Here is a 15,462-nt window from a genome sequence, read left to right as displayed (position 1 = left end):
GTCGGCGCTCGGAAAAGTCGCCTCCGCGGGCCGGGGAGCCGTGGCCGGGCGAACCGTCCGGCGGGCAGATGATCATCCCCCTACGCTTCAGCCACAATAGACCACCGGTGCCCGTCGGGGGCAACCCCGCGACCGCCGAAACTCGCCGGGCGACTGCTCCATCTCTGCCTCTCCATCGTTGTGAGCTGCGAAAACTCAGTCTGCTCGCGGGAGGCTGAGGTGCGCGGGTTCTCGGCTGACCTGGGTCGTGACGGCCGGGGGCGCCGGTGCCCGCGGTCGCGGGCCGAGGCCGGCCGGCGCGGCAACCCCTAGCCGTGCCGGCCGGTCGTGGCCCGCTGAGGCCGAACCCTACACCCGCGTTTGCGAGATCATCTACATCAATGTCTCTTGACATTTCGACGGCGTGGGAGCATGGCAATTGATCTGTGATCTGAGCCACATTGACACTCTCTGATGCAACTTGCAGGCTCAGTGGCATGGTGTGGGGAACGGCCAAAATGGCCACGAAGATGTTTATTTCCCGCTCGATGTTGGGGTTACTTTCCCGCACGGGAGATCCGGTTGCACGCCTCATTTCGAGGCGTCCCGAAGAGGATCCCTATCCCATTTACGAGCGCATCAGATCCGGTGGCGAAATGGTGAGGGGCAGCATCGGCGCCTTCGCCACCTGCGATCACGCGATGGCCTCCGCGATCCTCTCGGACAGCAAGCGGTTCGGCTCGTTCGCCGTGGCCAAGCACAAGCCCATCGACACCACCGTCCACGACGACGAGGGGCGGCGGCTCATCGTGCCGATGGACGACTCGTTCCTGTCGATGGACCCGCCCGACCACACCCGCCTGCGCCGCATGGTGGCGCCGTGGTTCTCGCCCCGGGCCATCCGGCAGCGCACCGAGACCATCGAGGCCATGCTCGAGGAGATCCTCGACGAGCTCGGGCGCCGCGGCGGCTGGGACGCGGTCAACGACCTGTCCGTCCGGGTGCCGATCCGGGTGATCGCCGCCTTCTTCGGCATCGGCGAGGACAACTACGAGGACTTCCGGCGCTGGGGCGGCATCATCGGCACCTCGGTGGACGGCATCCGCACGATGAGCGACCTGCGCGACTTCCGGCGAATGCTGATCGAGATGCGCGACTTCTTCAACGACCTCATCGTCAAGCGCACCGCCGAGCCGGGCGACGACCTGGTCAGCTTCATGGTGCAGGCCGCGCCCGAGGGCGAGCCGCTGACCGGCGACGAGATGATCGCCACCTGCGGCGTCCTGCTCGGCGCGGGGTTCGAGACGACGGTCAACCTCATCGGCAACTGCATCCTCACCGTGCTCGGCCACGAGGACGTGCGGCAGCGGCTGCTGAGCGACCCCGACCTGATCCCGGGCGCCGTCGAAGAGGTGCTGCGCTGGGACGCGCCCGTGCAATACCTGCTGCGGGTCACCACCGAACCGGTGACCATGGCGGGCGTCGACATCCCGGCCGACGCGCCGGTGTTCGTCGTGGTCGCCGGCGCCAACCGCGACCCCCGGGTGTTCGGCGACGACGCCGGCGAGCTCGACATCACCCGGCCCAACAGCCGCAAGCACCTGACCTTCGGCGACGGCATCCACCTCTGCGTCGGCGCCGGGCTGGCCCGCATCGAGGCCGCCGCGACGCTGCGGGTGCTGCTGCGCAAGTTCCCCGACCTCCAGCTCGCCGACGGCGCGCAGCGCCGGCCGACCCGGGTCGTCCGCGGCATGACCACCCTGCCCGTGCGGCAGCCCGTCGCCGGGGTGGCCATGGCCTGACCGCCCGGCGCCACCATCGCACCGCAGAGACAACGGGGGAAGGAAACACCATGACGGACCACGTGCGGCAGCTGCTCGCGACCGCCACCGACGAGCTCGCGCCGGAGCCGGGCGACAACGCCTTCATCGAGCTGGCCGCGCGCGGCGAGCTCGCCCGGCCCACGATGCTCACCTACGTCGCCGCCGAGACCGTCATCTTCGCCGGCGACCAGGGCAGTTTCCTCACCCTGGCCGGTCGCTCGGCCGGCGCGGAGCGCCAGTTATTCCTCGGCCTCGCGATGGGCGAGACGATGGGCCTGGCCGCCCTTCCGGCGCTGGCGAACGCGTACGAGGGCACCGCGCCGCCGCTGGGCGCCGAGGCCGACGCGCTGTGCCGCGCCTACCCGTCGTACGTCGGCTGGCTCGCGCTCAACGCCGACCCGGCCGACGTCGTGTTCGGCCTGCTCGCCAACTTCCCGCACTGGTGCCAGGGCTTCGCCGTGCTCGCCAAGGCGCTGCGGCAGCACCACGGCCTGGACGACGCGGCCGCCGCCTTCCTCGACGCGCTCAGCGTGCCCAACCCGCAACTCCAGGAGCAGGGCGCCGGCATCCTCGCGGCCCGGCTCGCCGACGGCTGGAAGCCCGCCACCGCGCTGTCGTACGCCCGCCTGCTGCGCGCCTACGACCTGCTGTTCTGGAACACCCTCGCCGCGTCGCAGCGCTGAGCGCACGCACCACGGATGGGACGCCACATGCTTGTGCCCCGAAGCTTCGCGGTCGAGGACGCCGGGCCCGTCGTCGAGCTGATGAGATCGAACCCCCTGGCCTGCTTCGTCCTCGGCGGCGAGAGCCCCTCGGTGTCCCACCTGCCGGTGATCTTCGCCGACGACGACGAGCACGACGACCTGCACGGCATCACCCTGCTCACCCACATGAACCGGAAGAACCCGCTGTGGGGGGCGCTCCGCGACGGCACGCGCGTGCTCGTGGTCTTCCAAGGGCCGCACGGCTACGTCTCCCCGACCGTCTACGGGGTGAGCCCGGCCGCACCGACCTGGAACTTCACCGTCGTGCACGCGCACGGCGTGGTCCGCCTCCTCGGGGCCGGCGAGCCCGCGCTGCGCGTGGTGAAACGGACCGCGCAGGTCCTCGAGGGCCGCTTCGGCGCGGGCTGGGACATGACCGGATCGCTCGGCTACTTCGAGCGCATCGTGCCCGCCGTCGGCGCGCTGGAGATCCACGTCGACGCGGTGCAGAGCATGTTCAAGCTGTCCCAGGACCAGCCGGCCGAGCTGCAGTCCAAAGTGGCGGCTGCCTTCGCCGGCAGCGGCCGCGGCACACACCGCGAGCTCGCCGAGCAGATGTACACCCACCTCAGGCTGAAGGCGGACATCGATGGCTCCTGAACCGCCCGCCGGTCTGCAGAACGCGCTGCGCCGTCTCCTGGAGCACACCCGGCCCGCCGCTCCGGACGGGATCCCCCGAGCCGACCGGGAAAAAGCCCTGCCGCTGTCCTACGCGCAGCAGCGGCTGTGGCTGGTGGACCGGCTCGCCCCCGGCGCGGCCTACAACGTGCCCCTCACCCTGCGCATGCGCGGCCCGCTCGACCCCGACCGGCTCGGCTCGGCGCTGACCGCCGTGGCCGAGCGGCACGAGGTGCTGCGCACGGTCATCCTCGACGAGGACGGCCGGGCGGCGCAGCGGATCCAGCCGCCTTGCGCGGTGCCGGTCGTCACGGTCCGCGCGTCCGGCGAGGCCGCCGCGGCGCGGCTGGTCGCCGACGAGATCGCGCGGCCGTTCGACCTGGCCCGCGGGCCGCTGATCCGGGCGCTGGTGGTGCGGCTGGCCGACGACGACCAGGTGCTCGCGCTGACCATGCACCACGTGGTCACCGACGCGTGGTCGCAGGCGATCCTGTGGAGCGAGCTGTCCACGGCGTACGCCGCGCTGTCCGCCGGGTCCGAGCCGTCCTGGGCGCCGTTGCCCGTGCAGTACGCCGACTTCGCAGCCTGGCAGCGACAATGGCTGACCGGGCCGGTGCTGGACCGCCAGTGGGCGTATTGGCAGCGGCAGCTGGCCGGGCTCCCGGCCGCCCTGGAGCTGCCCACCGACCGGCCTCGCGAGGCCGTGATGGGTTACGAGGCCGGCTCCCGCGCATGGGAGATCTCACCGGCGGCGGCGCGCGCCGTGCGCCTGCTCGGCGAGCGGGAGAACGCGACGCCGTTCATGGTGCTGCTGGCCCTGTTCCAGCTGGTGCTGGGCCGGTACGCGGGCACCGCCGACGTGGCGGTCGGCTCGCCGGTGGCCAACCGGCCGCGGGCCGAGCTGGAGGGGCTGATCGGGTTCTTCGTCAACACGGTGGTGTTGCGCACGGATCTGTCGGGCGATCCGTCGTTCCGGGCGCTGGTGGGCCGGGTGCGGGAGACGGCGCTGGGTGCGTTCGCGCATCAGGACCTGCCGTTCGAGCATCTGGTGGAGCGGCTGGCCCCGGAGCGCGACCTCTCCCGCAACCCGCTGGTCCAGGTCGTCTTCCAGCTCGCCGGCAGCCTTCCCGACTTCGCGGCGTGGCCCGGGGCGACCGCGTCGATCTTCCCGGCCGGCCGTGAGTTCACCCGCATGGACCTCGAGGTCTACCTGTTCCCGGCCGCGGACGGCGGCCTGTACGGACGGGTCGTGCACAGCCGCGCGCTGTTCGACGACGCCACCGTCGAACGCCTCGTCGAGCACCTCGGCCGGGCCCTCGACCAGGTCCTCGCCGACCCGGACCGGCCGATCTCGGCGGTCGACCCGCTCGGGGCCGAGGAGCGCGACGACCTGCTGCGGGCCCGCAACGACACGGCCCGGCCGCTGCCCGAGGCGTCGCTGCCGGACCTGTTCGACCGGGTGGTGACCCGCACCCCGCACGCCGTCGCGCTCGAACTGCCCGGCGGCAAGCGGATGACCTACGCCGAGCTCGCCGCCCGCGCCTACCGGCTCGCGCACCGCCTGCGCGCGGCCGGGGTGTCGGCCGAGGAGCCGGTCGGCCTGCACCTCGACCGCGGGGCGGGCATGATCGTGGCGATCCTCGGCGTGCTCGCCGCGGGCGGCGCCTACCTGCCCCTCGACCGCCGGGATCCGCGCGCCCGCACCGAGCAGATCCTCGCCGGCTCGGGCGCCCGGCTCGTGCTCAGCGACCGGCCGGACGCGTTCTCCGGCGCCGTCGTGCTGCCGGTCGAGGCGCCCGGCGACCCGGCGACCCGGCCCGCCGTGCGGCCGCGCCCGGACGCGGCGGCCTACGTGATGTCGACCTCCGGGTCGACCGGCGTGCCCAAGGGCGTCGTGGTGACCCACCGCAACGTGGTCGCGCTGGCGCTGGACGAGCGGTGGCGCAACGGCAACCACGACCGGGTCCTGCTGCACTCGCCGTACGTCTTCGACGCCTCCACCTACGAGATCTGGGCCCCGCTGCTGGCCGGCGGCTGCGTCGTGGTGGCGCCGCCCGGCGAGCTCGGGCTGCACGAGCTCGGCCGGGCCATCGTGGCCGGCCGGGTCGGCGGTCTGTGGCTGACCGCCGGCCTGTTCGCCGCGCTGGTCGCCGAGAACCCCGGCTGCTTCCGCGAGGGACAGGTGCGGGAGGTCTGGACCGGCGGCGAGGCGGTGCCGCCCGAGGCGGTGACCACGCTGCTGGCCGTCAACCCCGCGATCACCGTGGTCGACGGGTACGGGCCGACCGAGACCACCACCTTCGCGACCTCGTACGCGATGACCGCCGACCGGCCGCCGCGCGGTCGCGTGCCGATCGGCCGGCCCCTCGACAACAGCCGGGTGTACGTACTCGACGACCGGCTGCGGCCGGTGCCGGCCGGCGTCGCGGGCGAGCTGTTCATCGGCGGCGCCGGAGTCGCGCGTGGCTACCACCGCCGCCCCGGCCTGACCGCCGAGCGCTTCCTCGCCGACCCGTACGGCGAGCCCGGCAGCCGGATGTATCGCACCGGCGACCGGGCGCGCTGGAGCGCCGGAGGCGTCCTGGAGTACCTCGGCCGCGACGACGACCAGGTCAAGATCCGGGGCCTGCGGATCGAGCCCGGCGAGGCCGCCGCGGTCCTGGAACGCCAGGAGCCGGTGGCCGCCGCGGCCGTCGTCGTCCGCGAGGACCGGCCGGGCGACAAGCGGCTGGTCGCCTACGTGGTGCCGGCCGTGCCCGGCGACGACCCGTCCGGCCGGCTGCGCGCCGCCCTCGAGGCCCGGCTGCCCGGCTACCTCGTGCCCACGGACTTCGTCCTGCTGGACGCCCTGCCGCGCACCGCCAACGGCAAGCTCGACCGCCGTGCCCTGCCCGCACCCGGCCGCCCGGCGGCGGAGGACGGCACGGCCGCACCCGCGACCGAGCGGGAGAGGCTCGTCTGCGCGGTGTTCGCGGAGGTGCTCGACCGGCCCGCGGTCGGACCCGGCGACGGCTTCTTCGCCCTCGGCGGACACTCGCTGCTGGCCGCCCAGGCGGCGGCGCGGCTGCAGGCGCGCCTCGGCGTCGAGGTCCCCCTGCGGCTGCTGTTCCGGCACCCCACGGCGCGGGCGCTCGCGACCGCCCTGCCCGGGGACCGGCCGGATCCCGGCCGCATCGCCCCGGCCCGCCGGGACCGCCCGCTGCCGCTGTCGTCCGGCCAGCGGCGGCTCTGGTTCGTCGACCAGCTCGCGCCCGGCGGCAGCGCGTACAACGTGCCCTTCGCGGTGCGGGTGCGCGGCCCGGTCGACGCCGGCACGCTCGCCGCGGCCCTGTCCACTGTGGTGGAGCGGCACGAGTCGCTGCGCACGGTCTTCCGCGAGGCCGGCGGCGAGCCGGTCCAGGTGATCCTGCCGCCGGCCCCGCTGGTGGTGCCTGTGGTCGAGGCGGCGGACGAGGCGGAGGCTCGCCGCCTGGTGGGCGACGACGCCGAACGCGGCTTCGACCTCGCGGCCGGCCCGCTGGTGCGCGCGCTGCTGGTGCGGCTCGCTGCCGACGACCACGTGGTGGCGGTGACCATGCACCACGCGGTGACCGACGCGTGGTCGCAGGGCGTTCTCGGCACCGAGCTGCCGGCGGCCTACACCGCGCTGGCGGCGGGCTCGAAGCCGGTCCTGAAGCCGCTTGCGGTGCAGTACGCCGACTTCGCCGTCTGGCAACGTGAGCGGCTCTCCGCCGAGCGCGTGGCCGAGCTGGCCGGCTACTGGCAGGACCAGTTGAGGGGTCTGCGCCCGCTGGAGCTGCCGGCCGACCGGCCGCGGCCGCCGGTCGCCTCGCCCGCCGCCGGCTGGTGCGACTTCCGGCTGCCGGCCGATGTGGTGGCCGCGGCGCGGGCGCTGGCCGAGCGCGAGAACGCGACGCCGTTCATGGTGCTGCTGGCCCTGTTCCAGCTGGTGCTGGGCCGCACCGCCGGCACCGACGACGTGGCGGTCGGCTCGCCGGTCGCCAACCGGCCCCGCCCGGAGCTCGAGGACCTGATCGGCTTCTTCGTCAACACGGTGGTGCTGCGCACGGATCTGTCCGGCGACCCGTCGTTCCGGGCGCTGGTGGGCCGGGTGCGGGAGACGGCGCTCGGCGCGTTCGCGCATCAGGAGCTGCCGTTCGAGCACCTGGTGGAGCGGCTGGCCCCGGAGCGCGACCTGTCCCGGCACCCGCTGGTGCAGGTGGTGTTCCAGGTCGTCAACACGCCGTCGTTCGGCCGGCTGGACGACGCGGCCGGCCCGGCGGAGGTGTTCGCGCCCGACCGGATGTCGACCCGGGTCGACCTCGAACTGCACCTCGTCGAGCAGCAGGACGGCTCGATGGCCGGGCGCGCGGTGTTCAGCGCCGCCCTGTTCGACGAGCCGACCGTGGCACGGCTGGCCGGCCGGCTCGCCGCGGCCGCCCGCGAGGTCCTCACCGAGCCCGACCGGCCGATCGGCTCCTCCTGGCTGCTCGAACCGGCCGAGCGGGACGCGGTCCTGCGTGGCTGGCAGGGCCCGCGGCAGGAGATCCCGGCGGCCACGCTCACCGAGCTCTTCGCCGAGCAGGCCCGAATCAAGCCGGACGCGGTGGCCGCGGTCCAGGACGGCCGCGCGGTGACCTACGCGGAGCTGGATCGCGACTCGAACCGCCTGGCGCACCGCCTGCTGGCCCTGGGCCTTGCCGCCGAGGGCGTGGTCGGCCTGGACCTCGGCCGCTCGCCCGACGTGGTGACGGCGGTGCTCGCGGTGCTCAAGGCGGGCGGCGCCTACCTGCCGCTGGACGCGCGCAACCCGGCCGCCCGCCGGCTCACCATGCTCACCGAGGCGGGCGCGCGGCTGGTCCTCACCGACTGCCCGGAGCGCACAGCCGAAGCCGTACGGGGCACCGGGATCGTGGTCGTCGACGTGCGTGCGGACCTCACCGGCCACCCCGGCACACCGCCGCAGCCGCGGGCCCGGCCCGACTCGCTGGCGTACGTCATCTACACCTCCGGGTCGACCGGCCGGCCCAAGGGCGTCGGGGTGACCCACCGCAACGTGGCGGGCTTCGCGCTCGACGAGCTGTTCACCGGCGGCCGCTACGAGCGGGTGCTGGTGCACTCCTCGTACGCCTTCGACGTGTCCACCGCGGAGATGTGGCCGGCGCTGCTCGGCGGCGGGACGCTCGTCTTCGCGCCGCCCGGCGACCTGGACGCGGCCACCTACCACGACGTCGTGCGCCGGCACGAGGTCACCGCGCTGTTCCTCACCCCGGGCCTGCTCGACCTGCTGGCAGAGGAGTGCCCCGACGCGTTCGCCTCGGTGCGCGAGGTGCAGGCCGGCGGCGACAAGGTCTCCGCGGCCACCGTCTCCGGCCTGCTCGACCGGCACCCCGGCCTGGAGGTCGTGGACGTGTACGGGCCGACCGAGGCCACCGTGATCGCGACGGGCTTCCGGATGAACGCGCGGTCGCGCCCCGCCGCCGGCGCCGTCCCGATCGGCCGGCCCCTGGCCAACCGCCGGGTCCTCGTGCTCGACCGGCAGCTGCGGCCGGTGCCGGTCGGCGTGCCCGGCGACCTGTACGTCTCGGGCATCGGCCTCTCCCGCGGCTACCTGAACCGCCCCGGCCTGACCGCGGAGCTGTTCCGGCCCGACCCGTACGGCCCGCCCGGCGCCCGCATGTACCGCACCGGCGACCTCGGCCGCTGGCGCCCCGACGGCACCCTCGAATACCTGGGCCGCGTCGACGAGCAGGTGAAGATCCGTGGCTTCCGGGTCGAGCCCGGCGAGGTCGAGGCCGTGCTGCGCCGCCACGAGCGGGTCGCGCAGGCGCTCGTGGTGGCCCGGGACGACGGCCCGGCCGGCCTGCGCCTGATCGGCTACATCGTGCCCGGCGCCCCCGTGGGCGAGGAGGAGCTGCGGGCGCACGCGGTCGCCGCCCTGCCGGACTACATGGTGCCGTCGGCCTTCGTGGTGCTGCCCGCGCTGCCGCTGACCAGCACCGGCAAGGTCGACCGGCGGGCGTTGCCCGACCCCGGGCCGGCCGACCGGCCCGGCCTGGTCGCGCCGCGCACGCCGCAGGAGGAACTGCTCTGCGGCATCTTCGCGGAGGTCCTCGGCGCGGCGGAGGTGGGCATCGACGACGGCTTCTTCGCCCTGGGCGGCCACTCGCTGCTGGCCACCCGGGTCGTCTCCCGGATCCGCGCCGCCACGGGACTGGCCGTGTCCCTCGAGGCGCTGTTCCGCAACCCGACCCCGCGCACGCTCGCCGAGGCCCTGCCGCAGGGGCGGCCCGGATCCGGCGAGGCCGGCGCCGTCCGGCCGGCCGGCCGCGACCGGCCGCTCCCGCTCTCGTCCGGCCAGCGCCGGCTGTGGTTCCTCGACCGGCTCGCCCCCGGCACCACCTCGTGGAACGCGACCTCGGCGATCCGGCTCCGCGGCCCGCTGGACGTCGGCGCCCTGCGCGCCGCGGTGTCCGCCGTGGTGGCCCGGCACGAGGTGCTGCGCACCGTCTTCGACGCGTCGGGCGGCGAGCCGGTGCAGATCGTGCTGCCGGCCGCGCCGGTGCCGGTCGAGCTCGCCACCGGCGACCCCGCGGCCGCCGTCGCGGCGCTCGCCGCCCGCGGCTTCGACCTGACCACCGGCCCCCTGCTGCGCGTCCTGGTGGTCGAGCTCGGCCGCGACGATCACGTGGTCGCGTTCGGCATGCACCACGTGGTCACCGACGCGTGGTCGCAGGGCGTGCTCTGGCGCGATCTGGTGCGGGCCTACGAGGCGGCGCTTGCCGGCGCCGCGCCGGGCCTTGCGCCCCTGCCGATCCAGTACGCGGACTTCGCGGTCTGGCAGCGCGAGCGGATGAGCGGCCCGGAGCACGAGCGGGAGTGGGCGTACTGGCGCCGGCGGCTCGACGGCTGCTCGTTCGTCCTCGACCTGCCGGCCGACCGGGCCCGGCCCGCGGTGGCCACCCACGACGCCGGCACCCTCGAATGGGTCATCCCGGCCGAGGTGGCGAGCGCGGTGCGCGCGCTGGCCGAGCGCGAGAACGCGACCGTGTTCATGGTGCTGCTGGCCGTCTTCCAGCTGGTGCTCGGGCGGCACGCCGGCACCGGCGACGTGGCGGTCGGCTCGCCGGTCGCCAACCGGCCCCGCCCCGAGCTCGAGGACCTGATCGGCTTCTTCGTCAACACCGTGGTGCTGCGCACGGATCTGTCCGGCGACCCGTCCTTCCGCGCCCTCGTCGGCCAGGTGCGCGAGACCGCGCTCGGCGCGTTCGCGCACCAGAGCCTGCCGTTCGAGCATCTGGTGGAGCGGCTGGCCCCGGAGCGCGACCTGTCCCGGCACCCGCTGGTGCAGGCGGTCTTCCAGGTCGTCAACACGCCGTTCGAGCGGCTGCCGTGGCCCGGCGCCGACGTCGAGGTGTTCGAGTCCGGCACCGCCGGCACGCGGCTCGACCTCGAACTGCACCTGGTCGAACGGGCCGACGGGACGATCAGCGGCCCGCTGGTCTACAACAGCTCGCTCTTCGGCCCCGCGACCGCGGCCCGCCTCGTCGGCCATCTCGGCACCGCGCTGGCCGCCGCGGTCGCCGAGCCGGAGCTGCCGCTGTCCCGCATCCCGCTCAGCGACCGATCCGAGCGGGCCGCCCTGCTCGCCCTGGGCACCGGCGCCGCGGCCGGCATCCCGGCGACGTCGCTGCCGGACCTGCTCATGGAGCAGGCGCGCCGCACGCCCGAGCTGACCGCCGTCGAGTACGAGGGCGACACGCTCACCTACGCCCAGCTGCTGAGCCGCGCCAACGGCCTCGCCCACCGGCTCCGCGCCGCCGGGGCCGGACCCGACCGGCTGGTCGGGCTCTGCCTGCCCCGCGGCCTCGACATGATCGTCGGACTGGTCGGCATCCTCCAGGCCGGCGCCGCGTACGTGCCGGTCAACGCCGAGCACCCGGCCGAGCGCGTCCGCTACGTGATCGCGAACGCACGGATGGACGTCGTGGTCACCGAACCCGGCGCACGGGGCCTGTTCGACGGGCAGGTCCGCACGGTCGTCGAGCTGGACGACGCGGTCGCCGCGACGCCGCCGGACACCGGCGTCACGATCGACCACCTCGCCTACGTCGTCTACACCTCCGGCTCGACCGGCACGCCCAAGGGCATCGCGATGCCCGGCCGGTGCGTGGTCAACATGCTCGAGTGGCAGAAGCGGGCCGTGCCGGGCGGTCCGGGCACCCGCACCGCGCAGTTCACCGAGCTCACCTTCGACGTGCACGTCCAGGAGGTGCTTTCGGCGCTGCTGTACGGCGAGACGCTGGTGGTGCCGCCGGCGGCGATCCGGCGTGACCCGGTGGCGTTCGTCGGCTGGCTGAGCCGTACGGCGGTCAACCAGATGTTCGTGCCGAACGTCATGATCCGGGCGGTCGCCGCGGCCGCCCGCCGCACCGGCGCCGACCTGAGCGCGCTGCGGCACATCAGCCAGGCCGGCGAGGCGCTCTCGCTCGACGACGACCTGCGCGCGCTGGCCGGACGCCGGCCGCGCCCCCGGATCCACAACCACTACGGCTCCACCGAGGTGCAGGTGGTCACCGCTTACACAGCGCCGGAGGACCCGGCGCAGTGGCCCGGCGCGGCGCCGGTCGGCGAGCCGACGTGGAACCACAGCATCTACGTCGTCGACGAGCTGATGCGGCTCGTCCCGGCCGGGGTGGCCGGCGAGATCTGCGTGGCCGGGCCCGGACTGGCCCGCGGCTACGTGGACCGGCCGGGGCTGACGGCCGAGCGGTTCGTCGCCGACCCGTACGGCGCGCCCGGTGCCCGGATGTACCGCACCGGCGACGTCGGCCGGTGGCGCGCCGACGGCCTGCTGGAATACCTGGGCCGTGCCGACGACCAGGTGAAGATCCGTGGCTTCCGGGTGGAGCCCGGTGAGGTCGAGACGGTGCTGCGCCGGCACGACGCGGTGGCGGCGGCCGCGGTCGTCGCGCGGCCCGACGGCGCCGGCGGCCGCCGGCTGGTGGCCTACGTGGTGCCGGTGGCCGGCGCCGACACCGGCTCGCTGCGGGCGCACGTGGCCGCGGCCGTGCCGGAGTACATGGTGCCGTCGGCGTTCGTGACCGTGGCCGAGTTCCCGCTCACCTCGACCGGCAAGATCGACCGGCGGGCGCTGCCCGATCCGGGCGTGCGCGGCGAGGTCGCCGCCGGATACGTGGCGCCCCGCACGGCCGAGGAGACCGTCGTCTGCGCGGTCTTCGCCGAGTTGTTCGGCGGCGGGCGGATCGGCGTGGACGACGACTTCTTCGCGCTCGGCGGCCACTCGCTGCTGGCCACCCAGGTGGTGACCCGCCTCGAAAGCGCCACCGGCGTCCCGCTTCCCCTGGCCGACGTCTTCCGCCTGCGCACCCCGCGCGCGGTGGCGGCCGCGCTCGCCGAGGCCCCGCGGGCGGCCGCCGTGGGCATCGAGCCGGCCGGCCGGGAGCGGCCGCTGCCGCTGTCCTACGCCCAGGAGGGCTACCTGCTATTGGAGCGACGGCAGCCGGGCAGTCCCCTGTGGAACGTGCCGTTCATGATGCTGGCGGCCGGGCCGCTCGACCTCGGCGCGCTCGGCCACGCCGTGACGCTGCTGCTGAGCCGGCATGAGGCGCTGCGCACGACCGTCACCGGGACGGCCCAGCACATCGGCAAGGTGACCCCGGTGACGCTGGTGGCCGAGCCGGTGCCCGGCCGCACACCGGAGGAGCGCGAGCGCGCCGCCCGCGACCTCGCCGCGGAGGAGGCGGCCCGGCCGTTCGACCTGGCTCGGGGGCCGATCCTGCGGGCCCGGGTGCTGCGGCTCGCACCGGACCGCCACGTGATCATGCTGACCACCCACCACATCGCCACCGACGCCTGGTCGCAGGAGGTGCTCTGGGGCGAGCTCGCGACCGCGTACGCGGCCCGGCTCGAAGGCCGGGAACCCGGGTTGTCCCCGCTGCCGGTGCAGTACGCCGACTTCGCGGTGTGGCAGCGCCGCGCCCTCGACGTCGAGCGCCTGTGGTCGTACTGGTCGCGGGCGCTGTCCGGGCGGGCGCCGTTCGCGCTGCCCCCCGACCGCGCGCGGACCGGCCCCGACGACCCCGCCGGCGACTCGGTCGTGTGGCCGATCGACGCGGACCTGGTGCGCGCGGCCACCCGGTGGGGCGCCGAGCAGGACACCACCCTGTTCACGACGCTGCTCGCCGCCTTTCAGCTCACCCTCGCGGCGGCCGCCGGCAACGACGACGTCGTGGTGGCCTCGCCGGTCGCCGGCCGCACCCGCACCGAGATCGAGCCGCTGATCGGCGGCTTCGCCAACATGCTGCTGCTGCGCACCCGCGTCGGCGGTGACCCGACCGGCCGCGAACTGCTGGACCGGGCCGCGGCCACGGCCACCGGCGCGTACGCGCATCAGGACATGCCCTACCACCTGCTGGCCGAGCGCCTCGGCGACGACCAGCCGGCCCGCGTGATGTTCCAGCTGATCAACACCTCGCCCGCGCGGGTGTCGCTGGCCGGGGCGCGGCTGGAGCCGTTCGACTACCGCCGGGTGACGGTCCGGATGGAGCTGGAGGTGACCCTGATGTCCCACGACGGTGAGCTCACCGCGCACGCGCTGTACCGGACGTCGCTGTTCGACCGGACCACCGTCGAACGGCTGCTGAGCGACTTCACCGCGGTGCTGGGCGCGCTGGCGGCCGACCCCGGCCGGCCCGTCTCCACCGTGCTCCCGACGGCCGCCGAGGCCCGGCGATGACCGCGATCGCCCTGGTCGGGATCGGCTGCCGGCTGCCCGGCGCGCACGGCCCGGACGCCTTCTGGCGTCTGCTGCGCGACGGCCGCAGCGCGGTCACCCGCTCCGAGCGGCCCGGCGCGCCGGCCTGGGGTGGCTTCCTCGACGGCCCGGACCTGTTCGACGCCGCCTACTTCGGGATCACACCGCGCGAGGCGGCCGCCATGGACCCCCGGCAGCGGCTGCTGCTGGAGGTGTGCGTCGAGGCGCTGGAGGACGCCGGCCTGCCGCTCGATCGCCTGCGGGACACCGATGCCGCGGTCCTCGCCGGCGCCATGTGGGACGACTGGTCGAGCGTCACCGCGGCCGCCGGGCCGGACGCGCTCGGCCCGCACACCATGACCGGCGTGCACCGCGGCCTGCTGGCCAACCGCGTCTCGTACGCGCTGGGCCTGCGCGGGCCGAGCCTGACGGTCGACACGGGACAATCGTCGTCGCTGGTGGCGGTCCACCTGGCGGCCGAGAGCCTGCGCCGCGGCGAGACCGGGCTGGCCCTGGTCGCCGGCGTGAACCTGATGGTGGCGCCCGAGTCCACGGCGATCGCCGAGAGCTTCGGCGGGCTCTCGCCGGACGGGCGCTGTTTCACCTTCGACGCGCGGGCCAACGGGTTCGTCCGCGGCGAGGGCGCCGCGGTGGTGGTGCTGAAGACCCTGGACGCCGCGATCGCGGCCGGCGACCCGATCTACTGCGTGATCCGCGGCAGCGCGGTGAACAACGACGGCGCCACCGACGGCCTCACCGTGCCCAGCGCCGCCGCGCAGGCGTCGGTGGTGCGGGCCGCGCAGGAGTCGGCCGGGGTGCGCGCCGGGGAGGTGCAGTACGTCGAGCTGCACGGCACCGGCACCGCGGTCGGCGACCCGATCGAGGCGGCCGGCCTCGGCGAGGTGTTCCGCGGTGGCGCCCGCCCGGTCCGGGTCGGCTCGGTCAAGACCAACATCGGTCACCTCGAGGGCGCCGCCGGTCTGGCCGGCCTGATCAAGACCGCCCTGGCCGTGCGCCATCGCGAGGTGCCGCCCAGCCTCAACTTCGCCACCCCGAACCCGCGGATCCCGCTGGCCGAGCTCAACCTCGAAGTCGGCCGGGAACGGTCGGCCTGGCCGGACGGCGACCGGCCGCTGGTCGCCGGGGTGAGCGCGTTCGGCATGGGCGGGACGAACTGCCACGTGATCGTCGGCGAGGCGCCGGCGCCGCCGCCCGCGCCCACCGGCGAGGCCGCCGGGCCGTTCCCCGTGCTGCTCTCCGCCCGCACGCGGGAGGGCCTGGCGGCTCAGGCCGCGCGCCTGGCCGCCTTCCTGGACTCGCGGCCCGGCCTCCGCACGGTCGACGTGGCCTATTCGCTGGCCACCACGCGGACCGCTCACCCGCACCGGGCGGCGTTCCTGGCGGCCGACCGCGCCGAGCTGGGGGAGCGGCTGGCGACGTGCGCCGACGGCGCGGGCGTGGCCTCGGCGAAGCCGCGTGTGGCGTTCGTGTTCGCGGGTCA

General features: G+C 75.0%; 5 protein-coding genes. All 5 read left to right on the top strand.

The features are described from left to right. Positions 1–635: 635 nt before the first annotated feature. A complete protein-coding gene (locus Ade02nite_RS46645; protein WP_203777880.1) occupies positions 636–1,781 on the top strand; it encodes a cytochrome P450 in 1,146 nt (381 codons plus the stop codon). Between the two features lie 50 nt (positions 1,782–1,831). After that, a complete protein-coding gene (locus Ade02nite_RS46640; protein WP_203777879.1) occupies positions 1,832–2,485 on the top strand; it encodes a hypothetical protein in 654 nt (217 codons plus the stop codon). 27 nt (positions 2,486–2,512) lie between these two features. Continuing rightward, positions 2,513–3,166 (top strand): FMN-binding negative transcriptional regulator, encoded by a 654-nt coding sequence (locus Ade02nite_RS46635; protein ID WP_203777878.1) that lies wholly within the window; start codon positions 2,513–2,515, stop codon positions 3,164–3,166. Continuing rightward, a complete protein-coding gene (locus tag Ade02nite_RS46630; RefSeq protein WP_203777877.1) occupies positions 3,156–13,943 on the top strand; it encodes a non-ribosomal peptide synthetase in 10,788 nt (3,595 codons plus the stop codon). The genes Ade02nite_RS46635 and Ade02nite_RS46630 overlap by 11 nt, the downstream gene beginning before the upstream one ends. Then, the coding region (locus Ade02nite_RS46625; protein ID WP_239169570.1) for a beta-ketoacyl synthase N-terminal-like domain-containing protein at positions 13,940–15,462 on the top strand (1,523 nt) is incomplete at its 3' end. The genes Ade02nite_RS46630 and Ade02nite_RS46625, both read left to right, overlap by 4 nt.

Origin of the sequence: Paractinoplanes deccanensis, assembly GCF_016862115.1 — a bacterium.
Taxonomy (GTDB): domain Bacteria; phylum Actinomycetota; class Actinomycetes; order Mycobacteriales; family Micromonosporaceae; genus Actinoplanes; species Actinoplanes deccanensis.
This window is presented reverse-complemented; position numbering and strand designations above follow the sequence as displayed.

Bases quoted from the DNA above. Each gene is read 5' to 3' on its own strand.
- Ade02nite_RS46630 (WP_203777877.1), top strand. From the start codon at position 3,156: ATGGCTCCTGAACCGCCCGCCGGTCTGCAGAACGCGCTGCGCCGTCTC.
- Ade02nite_RS46635 (WP_203777878.1), top strand. From the start codon at position 2,513: ATGCTTGTGCCCCGAAGCTTCGCGGTCGAGGACGCCGGGCCCGTCGTC.
- Ade02nite_RS46645 (WP_203777880.1), top strand. From the start codon at position 636: ATGGTGAGGGGCAGCATCGGCGCCTTCGCCACCTGCGATCACGCGATG.
- Ade02nite_RS46640 (WP_203777879.1), top strand. From the start codon at position 1,832: ATGACGGACCACGTGCGGCAGCTGCTCGCGACCGCCACCGACGAGCTC.